Annotated in this window: 16 protein-coding genes and 2 pseudogenes; 4 read left to right on the top strand and 14 right to left on the bottom strand. The window is 71.1% G+C overall.

The window, feature by feature from the left end; all coding sequences use genetic code 11:
* Positions 1–70: 70 nt before the first annotated feature.
* The 8 genes from topA to ACRRSS_RS01215 form a co-directional block, all read right to left on the bottom strand.
* The gene (topA, locus tag ACRRSS_RS01250) at positions 71–2,911 is read right to left on the bottom strand and encodes a type I DNA topoisomerase (protein WP_435969369.1); all 2,841 of its coding nucleotides are present in this window, start codon (positions 2,909–2,911) and stop codon (positions 71–73) included.
* 273 nt (positions 2,912–3,184) lie between these two features.
* The gene (locus tag ACRRSS_RS01245) at positions 3,185–3,382 is read right to left on the bottom strand and encodes a hypothetical protein (protein ID WP_435969368.1); all 198 of its coding nucleotides are present in this window, start codon (positions 3,380–3,382) and stop codon (positions 3,185–3,187) included.
* Positions 3,383–3,526: 144 nt separating this feature from the next.
* Complete coding sequence (locus ACRRSS_RS01240; protein WP_435969367.1) at positions 3,527–4,015, bottom strand: hypothetical protein; 489 nt, start codon at positions 4,013–4,015, stop codon at positions 3,527–3,529.
* Positions 4,012–5,592, bottom strand: coding sequence for a DUF7059 domain-containing protein (locus tag ACRRSS_RS01235; RefSeq protein WP_435969366.1), 1,581 nt, complete (start codon positions 5,590–5,592; stop codon positions 4,012–4,014). Before ACRRSS_RS01235 ends, ACRRSS_RS01240 begins: the two co-directional genes overlap by 4 nt.
* A gap of 183 nt (positions 5,593–5,775) precedes the next feature.
* The gene (locus ACRRSS_RS01230) at positions 5,776–6,486 is read right to left on the bottom strand and encodes a small secreted protein (RefSeq protein ID WP_435969365.1); all 711 of its coding nucleotides are present in this window, start codon (positions 6,484–6,486) and stop codon (positions 5,776–5,778) included.
* Positions 6,487–6,647: 161 nt separating this feature from the next.
* Positions 6,648–8,957: a sodium-translocating pyrophosphatase gene (locus ACRRSS_RS01225; RefSeq protein WP_435969364.1), complete on the bottom strand. Its 2,310-nt coding sequence runs from the start codon at positions 8,955–8,957 to the stop codon at positions 6,648–6,650.
* A 159-nt stretch (positions 8,958–9,116) separates the two neighbouring features.
* Entirely contained in the window at positions 9,117–9,575 is a 459-nt protein-coding gene (locus ACRRSS_RS01220; protein WP_435969363.1) for an ATP-binding protein, read from the bottom strand.
* A 15-nt stretch (positions 9,576–9,590) separates the two neighbouring features.
* On the bottom strand, positions 9,591–9,944 hold the full coding sequence (locus ACRRSS_RS01215; protein ID WP_015034520.1) for an STAS domain-containing protein: 354 nt from the start codon (positions 9,942–9,944) through the stop codon (positions 9,591–9,593).
* An 80-nt stretch (positions 9,945–10,024) separates the two neighbouring features.
* Between ACRRSS_RS01215 and ACRRSS_RS01210 the strand changes: the two genes are divergently transcribed.
* Positions 10,025–12,697: a DEAD/DEAH box helicase gene (locus tag ACRRSS_RS01210; protein ID WP_435969362.1), complete on the top strand. Its 2,673-nt coding sequence runs from the start codon at positions 10,025–10,027 to the stop codon at positions 12,695–12,697.
* Positions 12,698–12,737: 40 nt separating this feature from the next.
* Here the strand turns inward: ACRRSS_RS01210 and ACRRSS_RS01205 are convergent.
* From ACRRSS_RS01205 to ACRRSS_RS01180, 6 genes and pseudogenes are all read right to left on the bottom strand, one after another.
* A pseudogene (locus ACRRSS_RS01205) lies at positions 12,738–13,028 on the bottom strand (Rv3654c family TadE-like protein); the annotation flags it as partial.
* Positions 13,025–13,417, bottom strand: a complete 393-nt coding sequence (locus ACRRSS_RS01200; protein WP_435969361.1) for a TadE family type IV pilus minor pilin — start codon at positions 13,415–13,417, stop codon at positions 13,025–13,027. The gene ACRRSS_RS01200 and the pseudogene ACRRSS_RS01205, both read right to left, overlap by 4 nt.
* Positions 13,404–13,610 (bottom strand): DUF4244 domain-containing protein, encoded by a 207-nt coding sequence (locus tag ACRRSS_RS01195; protein WP_435969360.1) that lies wholly within the window; start codon positions 13,608–13,610, stop codon positions 13,404–13,406. Before ACRRSS_RS01195 ends, ACRRSS_RS01200 begins: the two co-directional genes overlap by 14 nt.
* A 141-nt stretch (positions 13,611–13,751) precedes the next feature.
* Positions 13,752–14,516 (bottom strand): type II secretion system F family protein, encoded by a 765-nt coding sequence (locus tag ACRRSS_RS01190; RefSeq protein ID WP_435969359.1) that lies wholly within the window; start codon positions 14,514–14,516, stop codon positions 13,752–13,754.
* Complete coding sequence (locus ACRRSS_RS01185) at positions 14,513–15,439, bottom strand: type II secretion system F family protein (protein ID WP_435969358.1); 927 nt, start codon at positions 15,437–15,439, stop codon at positions 14,513–14,515. Before ACRRSS_RS01185 ends, ACRRSS_RS01190 begins: the two co-directional genes overlap by 4 nt.
* A pseudogene (locus ACRRSS_RS01180) lies at positions 15,439–15,750 on the bottom strand (TadA family conjugal transfer-associated ATPase); the annotation flags it as partial. The gene ACRRSS_RS01185 and the pseudogene ACRRSS_RS01180, both read right to left, overlap by 1 nt.
* Before the next feature lie 53 nt (positions 15,751–15,803).
* On the opposite strand from ACRRSS_RS01180, the gene ACRRSS_RS01175 reads away from it, so the two are divergent.
* The 3 genes from ACRRSS_RS01175 (at position 15,804) to ACRRSS_RS01165 (ending at position 19,343) form a co-directional block, all read left to right on the top strand.
* Positions 15,804–17,351, top strand: a complete 1,548-nt coding sequence (locus ACRRSS_RS01175) for a recombinase family protein (RefSeq protein WP_435969357.1) — start codon at positions 15,804–15,806, stop codon at positions 17,349–17,351.
* Between the two features lie 198 nt (positions 17,352–17,549).
* Positions 17,550–17,735, top strand: a complete 186-nt coding sequence (locus tag ACRRSS_RS01170) for a hypothetical protein (RefSeq protein WP_435969356.1) — start codon at positions 17,550–17,552, stop codon at positions 17,733–17,735.
* A gap of 1,365 nt (positions 17,736–19,100) precedes the next feature.
* Complete coding sequence (locus ACRRSS_RS01165; protein ID WP_435969355.1) at positions 19,101–19,343, top strand: hypothetical protein; 243 nt, start codon at positions 19,101–19,103, stop codon at positions 19,341–19,343.

The raw sequence follows: 19,343 nt of genomic DNA, 5'->3' as shown, positions 1-19,343 counted from the left end.
CTCCGCCCCCACCGTGCTCACGCCGTCGCGCTCACCCGCTGCCGCGCGGGAGGGCTCCCGCGCGGAGGGACTACTCCGGCTTCGCCGCCGCCGTCTTCTTGGCCGCGGTCGTCTTCTTCGCCGTCGTGGTCTTCTTGGCGGCCGTCTTCTTGGTGGCGGTGGTCTTCTTCGCCGCCGTCTTCGTGGCCGTCTTCTTCGCGGTGGTCGCCTTCTTGGCCGGGGCCTTCTTGGCGGTCTTCTTCGCCGGTCCCTTGGCCCGCTTCTCGGCGAGCAGCTCGTAGCCGCGCTCGGGAGTGATCGTCTCCACGCTGTCGTCGGTGCGCAGGGTGGCGTTGGTCTCGCCGTCCGTCACGTACGGGCCGAAGCGCCCGTCCTTGACGACCACGGGCTTCTCGCTGACGGGGTCGGTGCCCAGCTCCTTCAGCGGCGGCTTGGCCGCGGCCCGGCCCCGCTGCTTGGGCTGGGCGTAGATCGCGAGCGCCTCTTCGAGGGTGACCGTGAAGAGCTGCTCCTCGTCGGTGAGCGACCGCGAGTCCGTGCCCTTCTTCAGGTACGGGCCGTAGCGGCCGTTCTGCGCGGTGATCTCGACGCCCTCGGCGTCCGCGCCGACGACCCTGGGCAGGGACATCAGCCGGAGCGCGTCCTCCAGGGTGACGGTGTCGAGGGTCATCGACTTGAAGAGGGAGGCCGTGCGCGGCTTCACCGCGTTCTTGCCGGTCTTCGGGGTGCCCTCGGGCAGGATCTCGGTGACGTACGGGCCGTAGCGGCCGTCCTTCGCGACGATCTGGTGGCCGCTGACCGGGTCGGCGCCCAGCTCGAAGTCGCCGCTCGGCTTGGCGAGCAGTTCCTCCGCGAGCTCGACGGTCAGCTCGTCGGGCGCGAGCTCCTCGGGGACGTCGGCGCGCTGGTGGCCCTCGGCGTCCTTCTCGCCGCGCTCGACGTACGGGCCGTAGCGGCCGACGCGGAGCACGATGTCGTTGCCGACGGGGAACGAGGAGATCTCGCGGGCGTCGATCGCGCCGAGGTCGGTGACCAGCTCCTTGAGGCCGCCGAGGTGGTCGCCGTCGCCGTTGCCCGCGTCGGCGGCACCGCTGGAGGCGGCCGTACCGCCCTCGGTCTCACCGAAGTAGAAACGCTTCAGCCACGGCACGGACTTGGCCTCGCCGCGGGCGATGCGGTCGAGGTCGTCCTCCATCCGGGCGGTGAAGTCGTAGTCGACGAGGCGCCCGAAGTGGGTCTCCAGGAGGTTGACGACGGCGAAGCTCAGGAAGGACGGCACGAGGGCCGTGCCCTTCTTGAAGACGTAGCCGCGGTCGAGGATCGTGCCGATGATCGACGCGTACGTCGACGGGCGGCCGATCTCGCGCTCTTCCAGCTCCTTGACCAGCGAGGCCTCGGTGTAGCGGGCCGGCGGCTTGGTCGCGTGGCCGTCCACCGTGATCTCGTCGGCGGTGAGCGCGTCGCCCTCGGCGACCTGCGGCAGGCGCCGCTCGCGGTCGTCGAGCTCCGCGTTCGGGTCGTCGGCGCCTTCGACGTACGCCTTCATGAAGCCGTGGAAGGTGATCGTCTTGCCGGAGGCGCTGAACTCGGCGTCCCGGCCGTCGGACGCCCGGCCGCCGATCTTCACGGTGACCGAGTTCCCGGTCGCGTCCTTCATCTGGGAGGCGACGGTCCGCTTCCAGATCAGCTCGTAGAGGCGGAACTGGTCGCCGGTCAGGCCGGTCTCCGCCGGAGTGCGGAAACGATCACCCGAAGGACGAATCGCCTCGTGCGCCTCCTGGGCGTTCTTGACCTTGCCGGCGTAGACGCGCGGCTTCTCCGGCAGGTAGTCGGCGCCGTACAACTGCGTGACCTGGGCCCGCGCCGCCGAGACGGCGGTGTCGGACAGGGTCGTGGAGTCCGTACGCATGTAGGTGATGAAGCCGTTCTCGTACAGCTTCTGCGCCACCTGCATGGTCGCCTTCGCACCGAAGCCCAGCTTGCGGCTCGCCTCCTGCTGGAGGGTGGTGGTCCGGAAGGGGGCGTACGGGGAGCGGCGGTACGGCTTCGACTCGACCGAGCGCACGGAGAACGAGGTGTCGGCGAGCGCGGCGGACAGGGCCCGCGCGTTCGTCTCGTCCAGGTGGAGCACGCTCTCGCTCTTCAGACGACCGTCGGAGCCGAAGTCACGGCCCTGTGCGACGCGCTTGCCGTCGACCGACGCGAGGCGCGCGACCAGCTGGGACGGGTCCGAGGCGTCACCGGAGCGGCCGGTGCCGAAGGTGCCGGTGAGGTCCCAGTACTCGGCGGAACGGAAGGCGATGCGCTCGCGCTCCCGCTCGACGACGAGCCGGGTGGCGACGGACTGCACGCGGCCGGCGGAGAGCCGCGGCATGACCTTCTTCCACAGGACCGGCGAGACCTCGTAGCCGTACAGCCGGTCGAGGATGCGGCGGGTCTCCTGGGCGTCGACCATGCGCTGGTTCAGCTCGCGCGGGTTGGCGACGGCCTCGCGGATCGCGTCCTTGGTGATCTCGTGGAAGACCATCCGGTGGACCGGGACCTTGGGCTTCAGGACTTCCTGGAGGTGCCACGCGATGGCCTCGCCCTCGCGGTCCTCATCGGTGGCGAGGTAGAGCTCGTCGGACTCGGCCAGCAGCTCCTTGAGCTTCCTGACCTGCGCCTTCTTGTCGGCGTTGACGACGTAGATGGGCTGGAAGTCGTGCTCGACGTCGACTCCGAGCCTTCGCACCTCACCCGTGTACTTCTCGGGCACCTCGGCGGCGCCGCTGGGGAGGTCTCGGATGTGCCCGACGCTCGCCTCGACGACGTAGCCGGGGCCGAGGTAGCCCTTGATCGTCTTCGCCTTGGCAGGCGACTCGACGATGACGAGTCGGCGGCCGCCGTGTGCGGCTTCGCTGGTCGGGGACAACTTCGCTCTTCTCTCCGGATCGACACTCTCTGGGCACGTACGGTGCTGGCACGCACGGCAGCGGCACGGACGGTGACGCTTCCGTCGCTGCGGAGTGTGACGGTACAACCCGCCCCCGTGTCAAACGGCGAAAGCCCGCAACGGCCACTCGAACGGTAACCCGAGTCCTGGCATTCCTGCCGCCCGGACTCCCGGTCGGGCGGGGCGGGACCTCCGCGCCGGGGCGTGGAGAGAGATCCGGAGCGAGGTCCGGAGAGGGGGTCGGAGCCCGGTTCAGAGCCTGCCGAAGCACCAGACGCCGAGGAGGAGGAAGGCGGCTCCGGAGAGGCTCGTGACCGCCATGGCCGTCCGCGGGGCGACCCCGTACGCCACGGGCTCACGGTGCAGCGTCCGCACGGTGGTCCACAGCAGCAGCGCACCTCCGAACAGCGTGAACGCCGCCCCCGCGAAGATCGCCGGCCCGCTCTCCATGCCCGTACCCCGTTCCGTCCACGTGCGGTGTTCGTCTCCCGAGGCCGAGGCTGACACCTCCGGGCGTCATGGGTGCGAATTCCGGGTGAACGACGCGGAGCGTCTCGTACGGTTTCACGAAGATGGCCGGTAGTGACCCATTCCTCACATGGTGTCGAGCGTGGTCCGGCGGCGGCTGCCGCGTCCGAGGAGGCCGAGCAGGGCGACGGCGAGTCGGGCCCAGCCGGCGCCCACCGCGAGCTCCGCCCCGAGCAGGGCCCCGTCCGGACCGCCGCCCGCGGTCAGCCCGCGCGCCGCGTCCGCCGCCCGGTCGGCCGAGCACTGCTCGCGGACGAACGCGGGGTCGGTGGCCCGCGGCGGGTCCAGCTCCTCGTGGACGTGGGCGGTGCCGACGGGGCGGGGCAGCAGGAAGTCGGAGACCTCGTACCGCCCGTCGGCGAACAGGTCCCACAGCGGCCGGAGCCGGTCGTCCTCCCGCCACACCGCCCGCACCCGCCCCACCCGCTCCTGGTACGGCCAGGAGGGGGCGCGGTGCGGCGGCGCGAGGTGCGTGGAGCAGAACGCGTCCCGCGGCGGGCTGTTCACGATCCTGGTCGCCCCGAGCGAGACCTCGTCCGGCTCGATGCGGATCAAGCCCCGTACTCCTCGGACGTCCGCTCCCCGGCGGGGGTCTCCTCCCCCACGGGCAGCAGGAAGCCCTCCTCGACGAGCAGCCGGATGGCCTGCGGGGTGCGGTCCCGCAGTATCACCGGATCCTCGCCCATCAACTGCCCGATCGCGTCGAGGATGCGGCCCGCGGTCAGGGTGCCGTCGCAGACGCCGGCGAACCCCGCGCCGATGTGGTCCACCCTGGTGGCGCGGCGCATGCCCCGGTTCTGCCTGAGCACGACGTGCTCGGGGTCCTCGGCGCCCGGCAGCCCGACCTGCTCCTGCACCACCTCGGGCGCGAGCGTGAACCGGTCGGCGAGGAGCGCGGCGTCGTCGTGGGCGCGCAGGTAGTCCTGGCGCTCGAAGTGGGCGCGGACGGTGGGGCCGAGGGGCTGCTCGACCGGGTGCGGCCACTCCTCGACGAGGATCGACGGCTCGACGGCTCCGGAGGCCACGGCCCCGTTCCGCCGGATCGTGATCCAGCCGAAGCCCACCGCGCGCGTCTTGCGGGCCTCGAACTCGTCGAGCCAGCGGCCGTACGCCTCCTGGTACGCGTCCGGGTCGCCGTGGTGGTCGCCGCTGTCCCGCAGCCAGAGCTCCGCGTACTGGGTGACGTCCTGGACCTCGCGCTGCACGATCCAGGCGTCGCAGCCCGCGGGCACCCAGGACCGCAGCCGGTCCTGCCACTCCTCGCCGTCGACGTGCTGCCAGTTGGCGAGGAACTGGGCGTACCCGCCGTCGTTGAGCCGCTCGCCCGCCTGCTGCACGAGCGTGCGGCACAGGTCGTCGCCGCCCATCCCGCCGTCCCGGTAGGTGAGGCGGGCACCGGGGGAGATCACGAACGGCGGGTTGGAGACGATCAGGTCGTACGTGTCGCCGTCGACGGGCTCGAAGAGCGAACCCGTGAGCAGCTCGGCCTCGCGGGCCCCGGAGAGGGCGAGCGTGAGCCGCGTGAAGTCCAGGGCGCGCGGGTTGAGGTCGGTGGCGGTCACCAGGGTGGCGTGCTGGGCGGCGTGCAGCGCCTGGATGCCGGAGCCGGTGCCGAGGTCGAGCGCGGACGAGACGGTCGTGGGGACGGTGATGCCGGCGAGGGTGGTGGAGGCACCGCCGACGCCGAGGACGACGGCCTCCTCCGCCTGGCGGCCGCCCCTGCCGCTGCCGCCGGCGCCGCCGACCGCGCAGCCGAGGTCGGAGACGATGAACCAGTCCTCGCCGTCCGGCCCGCCGTACGGCCGGACGTCGACCGTCGCGGACACGGAGTCGCCCTCGCGGACCACCCAGCCGTCGGCGAGGGCCTCGGCGAGCGGGAGCGCGGCGGCGGCCCGGTCGTGCCCGACGGCCTCCTGGAGCAGGAAGAGCCGGACGAGGGTCGCCAGTGGGGAGTCGCCGCGGGTGGCGCGCAGGGCGGGCACGGTCTCGCTGCGGGCGAGCGCCGCGTAGGCCGGGGCGCCGAGCAGCTCGAGCAGCCCGTCGGCGGTGAAGTCGGCGGCGAGCAGGGCCTCGCGCAGACGGGTGGCGTGCGCGGGCACCGGGAGGCGGGGGGGCAGGCTGGTCGTACTCACCGCTCCATTGTGACCGCCGCCACCGACAACAGGGCGGCCGACCCGACGGGGGCCGCCGGATCGGCCCGGGGACCACGACCCGCCCGCGGTCGGATCGGCCGGGGCGAGTGGCCCACCCGCGGCCGGACCGGCACGGGCGTGCGGCCCGTCCAGGACCGGATCGGCCCCGGGCGGGCGGTCCGGCTACTCCTCGGTCTTGGCCGTCGTCGACTTCTTGGACGGCTTGGTGGACGCCTTCCCCGTGGGCTCGGCGGAGTCCGAGCCCTTGCCCGATGCGTCGGAGGTGTCGGAGGAGTCCGGGGTGGAGCCGGGCTTCGGGGAGGCCGAGCCGGAGGCCTTCGGCGGGACCGAGGCCGTGGGCTTCTGGCAGCCGGGCTGCTTGGCCATCGCCTGGCCCAGCTCGCCCTCCTCCAGCTTGGACAGGGCGTTCTGGTCCATCTTCTCGATGCGGGTCAGACCGTCGGCGACGCCCTGGAGGCCGTCCGCGAACTTCTGCTGGTTCGTCGGGTCCAGCGCGTCGACCTGCTTCTTGAGCCCCTCGTACGCCACCGCGGTGGCGTTGAGCTCCTTGATCGCGTCCTGCTGGACCTTCTCGCCGTTCTCGACGGGCGGGGCGCCGGCGCTCTCCACGGCCTTGGCTAGCGCCCGGTCGGCGTTCGCGATGTCCTGGAACGCCTTCGAGTCGGCGGCCTGGATCTCCGCGGGCTTGCTGTCGGCAGCCGTCGAGATGATGATCTGGTGGGCGTCGGCCCGCTTCTGGATCTGGGGCTTCGCCTGGTCGCAGAACGTCTTCGCCCAGTCGTCCACCTTGTTGCCCTCGTCGTCGCTGCAACCCGACAGCGCGAGCACCAGTACCGCGCCGCCGGACAGTGCGGCCGCAAGCTTCTTGTTCACCGGATCGGTCCCTTCCAAGGCTCTCGGCCCCGGAACATACACGCCGAACGGGCTACATCCACCTTTCGTAGGACTGATTCGTCCTGTATTGCAGCCTTTTGAACCAAGGGAGAGACCTCTCACGTTCTTCGCGGGCATACGGAAATGAGACGGACGCCACGTCAGGAGACGGTCACCGAACGCCTCTTGGAGACCCACACGGCCACCACGACGACGAGGAGCGCGAACCCCGCGACGGCCCACCGGAGTCCGGGGCTGGCGTCGGCCCCGTAACCGAACTGCACGACCGCCGGAGCGATCAGGAGGGCGACCAGGTTCATCACCTTCAGAAGCGGGTTGAGCGCCGGGCCCGCTGTGTCCTTGAACGGGTCTCCGACCGTGTCCCCGATGACGGTCGCCTCGTGCGCCTCGCTGCCCTTGCCGCCGTGGTTCCCGTCCTCCACCAGCTTCTTCGCGTTGTCCCAGGCGCCACCGGAGTTGGCGAGGAAGACCGCCATCAGCGCGCCCGTGCCGATCGCTCCGGCGAGGTACGAGCCGAGCGCGCCGACGCCGAGCCCGAAGCCGACCGCGATCGGGGCCATCACGGCGAGCAGCCCGGGCGTGGCGAGTTCACGCAGCGCGTCCCTGGTGCAGATGTCGACGACCCGTCCGTACTCCGGCTTCTCGGTGTAGTCCATGATCCCGGGGTGCTCGCGGAACTGCCTCCGCACCTCGTAGACCACCGATCCCGCCGACCGGGACACGGCGTTGATCGCGAGCCCCGAGAAGAGGAAGACGACCGCCGAGCCGAGGATCAGCCCGAAGAGGTTGTTGGGCTGCGAGATGTCCATCGAGAGCGTCAGCTCGTCCGCCCTCGCGCCGACCTCGACGACCGAGGTCGCGATCGCGTCGCGGTACGAGCCGAAGAGCGCCGAGGCCGCCAGGACGGCGGTGGCGATGGCGATGCCCTTGGTGATGGCCTTCGTCGTGTTGCCGACGGCGTCCAGCTCGGTGAGGACCTGGGCCCCCGCGCCCCGCACGTCCCCGGACATCTCCGCGATGCCCTGGGCGTTGTCGGCGACCGGGCCGAAGGTGTCCATGGCGACGATCACCCCGACGGTGGTGAGCAGGCCCGTGCCGGCGAGGGCGACCGCGAACAGCGCGAGCATGATCGAGGCTCCGCCGAGCAGGAACGCCCCGTACAGCGTGAGCCCGATCAGGAGCGCCGTGTAGACGGCGGACTCCATGCCGAGGGCCACGCCCGCGAGGACGACGGTCGCGGGGCCGGTGAGCGAGGACTTGCCGACGTCCCTGACCGGTCGCCGGCTCGTCTCCGTGAAGTAGCCGGTGAGCTGCTGGATCAGCGCCGCCAGGACGATGCCGAGGGCGACGGCGACCAGCGCCAGGACCCGGGGGTCGCCGGGGTGGTCGCGGATGCCCGGCACCGTGACGCCCTCGAGCTCGGCGTAGGAGGACGGCAGGTACGCGAAGGCGGCGACGGCGACACCGGCGAGCGAGATCACCGCCGAGACGAGGAATCCGCGGTTGATCGCGCTCATCCCGCTTCGGTCGGTGCGCCGTGGGGAGACCGCGAAGATGCCGATCACCGCGGTGACCACGCCGATCGCGGGCACGATCAGGGGGAACGCGAGGCCGTGGTCGCCGAAGGCCGCCGTGCCGAGGATGAGCGCCGCGACCAGCGTCACGGCGTACGACTCGAAGAGGTCGGCCGCCATGCCCGCGCAGTCGCCGACGTTGTCGCCCACGTTGTCGGCGATGGTGGCCGCGTTGCGCGGGTCGTCCTCCGGGATGCCCTTCTCGACCTTGCCGACCAGGTCGGCGCCGACGTCGGCGGCCTTGGTGAAGATGCCGCCGCCCACGCGCATGAACATGGCGATGAGCGCGGCACCGAGCCCGAATCCCTCAAGGACCTTGGGCGCGTCGGCGGCGTAGACGAGGACGACACAGACCGCCCCGAGCAGTCCGAGGCCCACCGTGCACATCCCGACGACCCCGCCCGTACGGAACGCGATCCGCATGGCCCGGTGCGCGACCTCGCCCGGGTTCCGCTCCGGCTCGCCCTCCGCGGGGGTGGCCTCTCTGGCGGCCGCGGCGACACGCACGTTCGCCCGTACGGCGAGCCGCATGCCGATGTACCCGGTGACCGCCGAGAAGAGCGCCCCGACCAGGAAGAACAGGGAACGCCCCGAGCGCTGCGACCAGTTGTCCGCGGGCAGCAGCAACAGCAGGAAGAACACGGCGACCGCGAAGACGGCGAGGGTCCGCAGCTGCCGCGCGAGGTAGGCGTTGGCCCCCTCCTGCACGGCGGCGGCGATCTCCCTCATCTTCGCGGTGCCCTCGCCGGCCTTGAGCACCTGGCCGACGAGGAGCCGCGCGACGAGCAGCGCGACGAGGGCGACGGCGCCGACGACGTACACGATCGTGCGGTTCCCGCTCGTCAGCACTGCCGCGGCGAGAGAAGTGGGGTACATGGGGACGGATCATAGGGAGACGAACCGGTGCATACGGGGATGCGGCTGCCCCCCGCGCGGATGCACCAACGAGATACACGGCGTGACGAGAAGAGGCCCTGCGGGGCAGGGCCTCTTCTCGTCACGCGTACAGCGGGCCTCTCGCCTGACCCGTACGGGTCAGGACAGGACGTCCGCCGAATTCACCGGCCAGCTCATCCGGATCGTGCCGCCGTCCTCGCCGGCGCTCACCTCGACGTCGTCGACGAGCCCGCGGATCACCGCGAGACCCATCTCGTCCTCGCCGTCGGCGTCGTCGAAGTCCTCGACCGGGGCCGCACTCCGCGCGCCGGGGACACCGGCGGCATCGGCCGCCGCGACCCCCGCGCCCGGGACCTCGTCGCCGACCTCGATGGAGAACGTCTTCTCCTCCTCGGTCAGCACGACTCTGATCGGCGTGGTGACGTCGTTGCTGCGGTGCAGCCCGACCGCACGGGAACAGGCCTCACCGACGGCGAGACGCACCTCGTCGAGGACCGCCTCGTCCACCCCTGCCCGGCGCGCCACCGCGGCCGCCACCAGGCGGGCCGTGCGGACGTGCTCGGGCTGAGCGCTGAAGCGGAGTTCAACGGTGGCCATACGAACCCCCTGGGCTCAGTCGACGGCGTTGACGGCCTCGTCGACCGAGGTGTGGATCGGGAACACCTTGGTGAGACCCGTGATCCGGAAAATCTTCAGAATGCGCTCCTGGTTGCAGACCAGACGCAGCGAGCCCTCATGCGCGCGAACGCGCTTCAGGCCGCCGACCAGCACACCGAGGCCGGTGGAGTCGAGGAAGTCCACGCCCTCCATGTCGACGACCAGGTGGTAGCTGCCGTCGTTCACCAACTCGACCAACTGCTCGCGCAGCTTGGGCGCGGTATACACATCAATCTCGCCACCGACCTCGACGACCGTACGGTCGCCACCAGCGCCGGACACATTGCGAGTCGACAGGGACAGGTCCACGGATCCTCCAGCACCTTGCTATCGAACGATCGTTCTCTCGGGTCTCCAGGGCGGAGTCGGGGAACCGATCGCCAGCCGCGATGGCATTCAATCACTTACCAGCAGCCATGCACGACGCCTTGGAAGCATTGTCCGTCATGGCAGTGACACACTCGGTGCCGATGGCCAAGAACCACCGCCCCCGTCGTCCGGCCGGGGAAACGGGCAGCCGCCCCTCCCCCGGCATGGTCCTCGACCGGCTCTCCTCGGGCGAGAGCCGGGCCGCGCGCATCACTCATACGGAGCACATGCCCGCCCGGGAGGGTCGTCATGCAGTCTGGCCGCACCGCATCCGTCCGGAGGTGATCGCGGCGATCCAGGCGGCCGGAATCGAGCACCCCTGGGCCCACCAGGCGGAGGCCGCCGAGCACGCCCTGGACGGCGAGTCCGTGGTGATCGCCACCGGCACCGCCTCGGGCAAGTCGCTCGCCTACCTCGCCCCGGTCCTCACCACCCTCCTGGACGGCGCGGAGGCCCCCAACGGACGCGGGACCACCGCCCTCTACCTCTCGCCCACCAAAGCCCTCGCCGCCGACCAGCGGCGCGCCGTGCGGGAGCTGGCCGCCCCGCTCGGCAACCGGATCCGCCCCGCCGTCTACGACGGCGACACGCCGGTCGAGGAACGCGAGTGGGTCCGCCAGTACGCGAACTACGTCCTGACCAACCCCGACATGCTGCACCGGGGCATACTCCCGTCCCACCCCAGATGGGCCTCCTTCCTGCGCTCCCTGCGCTATGTCGTGATCGACGAGTGCCACACCTACCGGGGCGTCTTCGGCTCCCACGTCGCCCAGGTGCTGCGGCGCCTGCGCCGGATCTGCGCCCGGTACGGCTCCGACCCGGTCTTCCTCCTCGCCTCCGCCACCTCCGCCGAGCCCGCCCTCGCCGCCGGCCGGCTCACCGGCCTGCCCGTCACCGAGGTCTCCGACGACGCCTCCCCGCGCGGCGAACTGGTCTTCGCCCTGTGGGAGCCGCCCCTGACCGATCTGCACGGCGAGCGCGGCGCGCCCGTACGCCGCACCGCCACCGCCGAGACCGCCGACCTGCTGACCGACCTGACCCGGCAGGGCGTCCGCTCGGTCGCCTTCGTCCGCTCCCGGCGCGGCGCCGAACTGATCTCGGTGATCGCCCAGGAACGGCTCGCCGAGACCGACCGCTCGCTCGCCCGCCGGGTCGCCGCCTACCGGGGCGGCTACCTGCCCGAGGAGCGCCGCGCCCTGGAACGCGCCCTGCACTCCGGCGAGCTCCTCGGCCTGGCCGCCACGACCGCCCTGGAACTGGGCGTGGACGTCTCGGGCCTGGACGCCGTCCTGATCGCCGGCTACCCGGGCACCCGGGCCTCCCTCTGGCAGCAGGCGGGCCGGGCGGGTCGCTCGGGCGAGGGCGCCCTCGCGATCCTGATCGCCCGCGACGACCCGCTGGACACCTTCCTGGTCCACCACCCGGAGGCGATCTTCGACCAGCCGGTGGAATCGACCGTCCTGGACCCCGACAACCCCTACGTGCTCGCCCCCCATCTCTGCGCCGCCGCCGCGGAGCTCCCCCTCACCGAACCCGACCTGGCCCTCTTCGGCCCGGCCGTCCCCGACCTGCTGCCCCAGCTGGAGGCCGCGGGCCTGCTGCGCCGCCGCTCCACCGGCTGGTACTGGACCCGCCGCGAGCGGGCCGCCGACCTCACCGACATCCGGGGCGGCGGCGGCAGCCCCGTCCGGATCGTGGAGTCCGGCACCGGCCGGCTGCTCGGCACCGTCGACGAGGCCGCCTCCCACACCGCCGTCCACGAGGGCGCCGTCCACCTCCACCAGGGCCGCACCTACCTGGTGCGGGAACTCGACCTGAAGGACTCCGTGGCCCTCGTGGAGGAGGCCGTCCCGCCGTACTCCACCACCGCCCGCGACACCACCTCCATCACCGTCCTCGACACCGACACCGAGATCCCCTGGGGAGCCGGACGCCTCTGCTTCGGCTCCGTCGAGGTCACCAACCAGGTCGTCTCCTTCCTGCGCCGCCGGCTGATCACGGGCGAGGTCCTCGGCGAGACCAGGCTCGACCTGCCGCCCCGCACCCTGCGCACCCGGGCCGTGTGGTGGACGGTCACCGAGGACCAGCTCGACGCCGCCCGGATCACCCCGGAGATCCTCGGGGGCGCCCTGCACGCCGCCGAGCACGCCTCCATCGGCATGCTGCCGCTGTTCGCCACCTGCGACCGCTGGGACATCGGCGGCGTCTCCGTACCGCTCCACCCCGACACCCTGCTGCCCACCGTCTTCGTGTACGACGGGCATCCGGGCGGCGCGGGCTTCGCCGAGCGCGCCTTCCACACGGCTCGCGCCTGGCTGACGGCCACGCGGGAGGCCATCGCCTCCTGCGAGTGCGAGGCAGGCTGCCCCTCCTGCATCCAGTCCCCGAAGTGCGGCAACGGCAACGACCCGCTCCACAAACGAGGCGCTGTGCGCCTCCTCACGGAACTCCTCCGGGAGGCCCCGGAGGAGGGGCCGGAGGAGCAGCCGGAGGGGCCGTCGGAGGTCCCGGCGCAGGGGCTGTCGGAGCAGTCGGAGGTCCCGGCGCAGGGGCCGGAGACCCGGGGGGCCCTGGAGCGGCCTGAGGCACCTGCCGAGGTCCCGGAAGCCCCACTGACCCCTCGGGCGCCGGGGGAGGTCCCGCAGGCCCCTGGGACCCCGCGGGAGGGCCCGGAGGTCCCGCCCGCGACCTGACCTCCGGCCGGTAGGGTCCCCGCACGACCCGGGCGGTCACCTCCGCGAGGTCGCCCCGCACGGCGCACGCCACCAGCTCGGCACCCTGCGCGGCGGCCACCCGGGAGGCGGCCCCGCAGGCCTCGGCCTCGCCCCACAGCGCCCGGTCGGCGGCGGCGAGGGCGGCCAGGTCGGCGGCCCCACCGGCCCGGTGCCGCGCCGCCACCGCCTGACCGAGCGCGAGCACCGCTCCGAACACGACACACAGCGCACAGGCAGCGAAGGCCACCCACACGGTCGCCGCCCCCCGGTCGGACCGGCGGCCTCCCCCTTCCCGGACCTCGGGCGTCATGGTGCGCTCCCTGCCACCGGATCGCCGCCCGCCGTTCCAGCCCCCACGGCCGCCGTGTCCTCCGCGAGAGCCGCCGCCTCCGCCCGCAGGGTCAGCCCCATGCCCCGGGGGCCCGGAGCCGCGACCTCCACCGACACCCGCCACAGTTCCCCGGACCGCTTCACCGACACCCGGGCGCCCTCGGGCGCGGCGGCCCGGGCGGCCGACTCGGCGGCCGGCACGGGCTCGGCACGGGCCGCGACCCGTGCTCCCGCCCGTGCCGCGTCCACGCACCGGATCTGAGCGGCCGCGGCCGCCAGAGCCCAGAGCAGGGCCACCGTGAACAGGGCGAGGACGGGCAGCACCATCGCCGCCTCCACCGTCACGAAGCCCCGGTCAGAACGGCGCATCGAGGGCCTTCCCGATCACCGACTCCAGCGTTCCGGAAACCGTCCCGCTGGTCACGATCTTGTAGAGCACCGCGGCGAAACCAGCCGCCGCGATCGTCCCCACCGCGTACTCGGACGTGGTCATCCCCGCGTCCCCGCGTGCGGCCGCCCGCCGAGCCCGCCACCAACCCCGAACCGTCACCTTGCCTGCCATGCCGACCTCCTCGAATCGTCGTGCCATGTCGTCCCTCGCCATGTCCTGCCGTGCCTTGCCGTGTCCGGCGATGTCGCGCCGCGTCCAGCCGCGCCGATGCCGTGTTCCCGTCGTCCGTCCTTCATCCGTCCATCCGTCCCGTCACCCGCCCAGGAGGGCCGTCGCGAGGCCGATCACCACCGGGGCCACCCCCACCGCGAGGAAGGCGGGCAGGAAGCAGAGCCCCACGGGCGCACTGATCAGGACCTGCGCCCTGCGCGCCCTGGCCGCCGCCGCACGGGCGCGGGCCGACCGCAGCGCGGCCGCGTGCCGGGCGACCGCCTCGGCGGCGGGCGCCCCCGAGGAACCGGCCCGTTCCATGCAGCGAGCCAGGCCCTCGGCTCCCGGTATCGCGCCGAACCTCCGCCACACCTCGGCCGGTTCTCCCCCGAGCCGCAGCTCGGCCGCCGTACGGGTCAGGCGCTCGCCCAACAGGCCGCCCAGGGACCGCCCGACGGCCTCCGCCGCCTCCCCGGGCCCGGCACCAGCAGAGGCGCAGGCCGCCAGCAGATCGGCGGCGAGCGGAAGATCACGCACCGCCTCCTCGCCGTCCACCGGCGGAGTGGACCGGCGCGCCGAGCCCTGCCGCACCCCCGCGCCCACCAGGCCCCCGGCCAACAGGCCGCCGAACACGCCGAACAGCACCCAGGCGAGTCCGGCCGCCCCCAGAGGAACCGCCCAGTGCCCCACCCACCGGGGCAGCCCGGACCGCGCTTTCGGAGGCCGTGGCGCCGGGGCCGGAAGCAGACCCCTCAGGCGTCGCCGCATCCCGCGCGCCCGTCGCCCGCACACCACCTCCACGATCGCCCGGTCGCACCAGACCACCACCGCCACGACGACAGCCACCACCCGCAGGGCCTCGATCACGCCCGCTCCCCTCCCCGTACGATCCGCGCGGCCCACCAGAGCCCGGCCGCCTCCAGAGCACCGCCCACGACGAGGCAGCCCAGGCCGGCCGGGGTGTGCAGCAAGACCCGTAACGGGTCCGCGCCGAGCGCCGTCCCGAGGGCGACGCCGGCCAGCGGAAGCAGCGCAAGGACCGCCACCGTCGCCCAGGCGCCGGCCAGTTCGGCGCGCAACCGATCCCGCTGTTCGTGGTGGTCCCGCAGGGCGGCTTCGAGCCGTTCGAGCCCGGCGGCCAGGCCCGCGCCACCGTCCACGGCCACCTGCCAGCAGGCCGCCATGCCCGCGAGTCCGTCGGCGCCGTCCTGCCCGGCCGCCCTGCGCAGCGCCTCCGGCACGTCCCCGCCGAACCGGGCCGCCGCCAGCACCGCCGCCTCCTCACCGCCCAGCGCGCCCGTCTCCCGGGCAGCGAAGGACAGGGCCTGGGAGGGCTGCCATCCGGCTCTCAGTTCGCCGACGACGGCCCCGCACAGCGCCACCACACGCTCCGCCCCCGCCTCGCACTCCTTGCGCCGCTCGGCCGCCCGCAGTCGCCGCCCCACCAGCGGCACCGCGACCGCCCCCGCCACCAGCGGAAGCGGGGACCCGCCGAGCAGCGCGACCACTCCCGCCACCGGCAGGCACAGCCAGGCGCGGCGCGCCCGCACGACGGTCCACCAGCGCGCGAGCACCGCGGGCCGCAGCGCACCGAGCACAGCGCGCACACCGGACACACCCCGAGAACCGGCCGCACCACCGGCACTCCGCTCACCAGGACCGGCACCGACGAGCACCGCCCGCGCCCTGCCTTCACCCCGCCGCCACTCGACCGCCCACCAGAGCGCCCGCAGCGCGCAGACCGCCAACGCCGCCTGGGCCACCGCCCGTACCGGCTGTTCCACCAACATCACGACCCCTCTCCGATCAGCGATCCGAGGCGCTCCCAGCCGCGCTCCCGCACGAACCCGGTGGCGCCCCAGCGCAGCGCGGGAACCGTCCGCACGAGGCCCTCCCGGTCCCGCTCCAGGACGTGCACCTCGGCGATGCGCCGCCGCCCGTCCCGGTCCCGCGCCAGGTGGAGCACGGCCGACAGGCCGGCCCCCAACTGGCTGTGCAGGGCCGCCCGGTCGAGTCCCGCCGCCGTCCCCAGGGCTTCGAGCCGGGCCGGTACGTCCGCCGCCGTGTTGGCGTGGACGGTTCCCGAGCCGCCCGGGTGTCCGGCCTAACCGTGCACAACGGTCCAGGTCTTTACAGACACACCTAGAGGTCTGCATGAGCCCCAAGACCGTAGTCATCTATGACCGCCTGTCCCGCCTCTTTGCCGAGGAAGCACCCGACCACCGCATAGCCATCTGCAAGGCGTACGCCGCACAGCGCGGGTGGAGGGTGGTACACGTCGCCACGGACACCAACGTCAGCGGTGCCAGCAAGCTGGAAGACCGGCCCGGTATGCGCGAGGTGCTGACCTGGCTTCCCCGCGCTGACTACGTGCTCGCCGCGAAGCTGGACCGGTACGCGCGAAGCGTCCACGAATTTTCACGCTTGGTTGAGGCCGCTGCTTCAACCAGGGCAACGGTCGTCACAGCAGACGGGATGGTGTCTCCGGAAAACGGATCGTTCCTCGCTAACCTGCTTGCCGCGTTCGCCGAGTACGAGCGCGACATGATCACGTCCCGCATCACCGCCAGCAAGGAGCACTTCCGGTCGCGCGGCAACCACCTCGGCGGGTTGGCGCCCTACGGCTACGCGGTTAGCGGTCCGATTAATGACAAGCGGTGGGTCATTGACGAGAGCGCAGCCGCAGTAATTCGGGACTGCGCTGACAAGCTCATCAATCATGGCGCAACGCTGACAGGACTTACCCGCGAACTCAACGAACGGGGGGTCCTTCCTCCCGCTGATCACGCAAGGCAGCGGGACGGCCGGAAACTGCGCGGCAATAGGTGGCATCTGACCACGCTTCGCGACGTGCTTTATACGCCTGCCGTTCGCGGGTGGCTTGTGCAGTCCGTGCCCGGCCAGAAGCGAAGCGCCGTCACGAATCAGCCCGTACTCGACTCAGAAGCTAAGCCCATTTCTACCGGCCCCGAAATCCTCGACGGAGAGACGTGGGCAGCCGTACGCGCAATCATCGACGGAAAGTCGAAGGGGCGCGGCGCCGAGCGGACCGGTAAGGCGCTACTCCTGCACATCGCACTGTGCTCGGAATGCGACGGGCCCATGTACCGGCAGCGTCGCGAGGTGAACGGCAAGGACTACAGCACGTACGTTTGTCGCGCCGGAGTGGGAAAGCAGGGAATCCACCGACCCAACGTCATTACCGCGCATTACCTAGACGAACTCGTTACCACCGACTACCTCAAGCGGTTCGGCTCGTTCGAGCTTAAGCGTTGGGCGGAACCGGATGGCAGCGCGGTACTGCAAATCTCCGAAGTGACGACACAGATTGAGCGCTTGGCCGGAAACCTCGCGCAGCTTGACCCGAACGGGATGGCGGCGCGGCTCGCCATTACCCAACTGGCAGCACTTGAGAAGCGAGAGGCTGAATTGCGCACGGAAGCCGACCACGCCGAAGGCCGATGGGTGGCGACCAACGGCACGGTGGCCGACGAATGGGAGCGGCGTAACGACGAGGGGAGAAGGGCATTGCTGGCCGACTTGGGCGCGCGGGTGATCGTACGTCCGGCTACACCGGGGGCACCGAAGCGGTTCGATGCCTCGCGGGCGTCCGCAACATTCGAGGGTCCGGCATGGGTTCGGGAGACCGACCCGGCTACCGCTGAACTGAGAGCGATCGCGATGGACGAGGCAGCAGTGTAAGGCAGCAGAGGCCGCGTAAGCGTCTCCGAGAGCCCCGGTGAGGGATTCCCCCGCCGGGGCTTTCCCATGCCCGCAGGCGCCCGCTCGGTGGCGCTTTACTCGCACACTCCCTGTCCCTCGAAGGCGGGCTTAACCGGCTCACCTAATGGACAGCAGCAGGCCGCCGAACCGGCGCACCGAAACCCAAGAGGACGAAAGATGTTTGAAACTCCCGCCGCCGCCTCCCTCTACGTGCTCGACGAAATGCTTCCCACGCTGCGGGGAATTATCGCCAAGCTTGCTATCAGCGACCCCGGGGTAATGGCTTCACTCGACGGCTACACCGACATTATTGAAGACGTTATGGCGTTCGACGTGCTGGGCTTCCGAGAGATTGAACGCTGATACCGGGGTTTCCCCTTAGGAATTTAGGCGGACTAACGCGGAATGGCCACCGCCTTACGCGGACTTTCGCGAAATCGCCCCGGAGTCCGTAGCCCCTTAAGCGGACTAACGCGGGACACCCAACCACATACGACGGACATTAGAGGAGACCACTCAGTGAATAACCTCCCTTCCACTCTCGGCCAGGGAAGCCGCCGCATGATCCGCAATCACCTACAGCAGGCGGAGCAGGCAGCGCGAGAAGCCCTATTCGCGGGCACCCTCACAGCGCCACAGGTGCACGATTCCATCGTTAGCGCACTGGAGATTGCCGACGCCCTCTTGTTTCCCATTGGCGGTTGCGCCGGGCCCGACTGCACACACCCCGTACCAGACAGGGGAATAGGGCGCCCCGCCTACTACTGCTCGCGCCGCTGCAAGGACCGGGCCGCCTACCGAAAGAAGCGGGAAAAGGCACAGCGGAGCCAGCGAGGAGAGGGATAGGTTTTCTCTCTTTATGTTGAGTGTTGATTCTGAGAGAAAATCTCTTGAGTGTAAGGGTTTCCTAGTAGCTCAAGAACTCTTGTCGCAGAACCAGCACTCGACACACCGGCCACCTCCTAACGTTAGGAGATGGGTACAAATATTCGAATTCTCTAACCCCCAGCCGGCTGGAATCTGGGGGTTTTCTCATTTGGGGGTTCCTCTTGCATTTCCGCCGTGCCCACGATTGGACTGCCGCCGCTTCGCTGCTAGGCATCGAGTACAACCCATCCGCCACGTCCGCACGTTCCGCCATCGAGGAAGCGGGGTTCATCACCCGCGACCTGACCGCCGAGGCCGATGGGGAGTCGCACCGTGCGCGGGGCCGTGAGGGCGATATCCCGCAGCCTTACCCCGAGGTCGCTGTACGGGCTTCTGCGGCCCGTTCCCTGCGTGACGCGATGGATGACCCTTGGCGGCCCCTGTGGGAGCTTCACACGGGCGCTGAACGGCTTCTGAGGCTCACTGTCCGGCAGCGCTCCCGAACCCTTGCCGTATCTAAGTCGTGGGCGACGGCCGCCGGTTGGGTGGACATGAGCCACGGACAGAAGCGGTTTACGGGCAACTGCCGTGAGTGCGCACGGGATTTCAGCGTCACCCGCCCCGCTGTCTCGTCTCGCCGCTGGCCGCAGATATGTGACGGATGCAAGGTCGAGCGGGAGCGCGCCCGGAAGCGGGATTGGGCACGGCGCAACCGCGCCAAGGCCGCGTAGACGCCTACTTATGAATATGGGCCGGAGACGTTAACCGGCCTGCCCCTTAGAAATAGCGCGGTTAGTTGGTGCGCCCCCTGGCGGTCATTGCGACTGCTGGGGGGCGCTTCTGTTTTGATTGGAATTCTCTATGTCCCCTGACCTCAAGGCTGACGCGCAGTTCGCCTTTAACCAGTACCGCACGGGCGCTGTGACCGACCCCTATTCGGTTCTCGACGCTCACCGCCTATTCGCCGTCGAGCTGCTTTGCGATGACCTCGTGACCGCCGACGACGTACGCGAGTCGATTCACGGCCTTATCGCTGTGCTCAACATCGTGACCGATTATCGCAAGACGCACCCGACCAACACCGTTCTTTCTGAGGAGGTCTAA

Source organism: Streptomyces sp. Qhu_M48 (genome assembly GCF_051305195.1).
Taxonomy (GTDB): domain Bacteria; phylum Actinomycetota; class Actinomycetes; order Streptomycetales; family Streptomycetaceae; genus Streptomyces.
The sequence above is the reverse complement of the archived record's forward strand: the minus strand, read 5'-3'. Positions and strand labels throughout refer to the sequence as shown.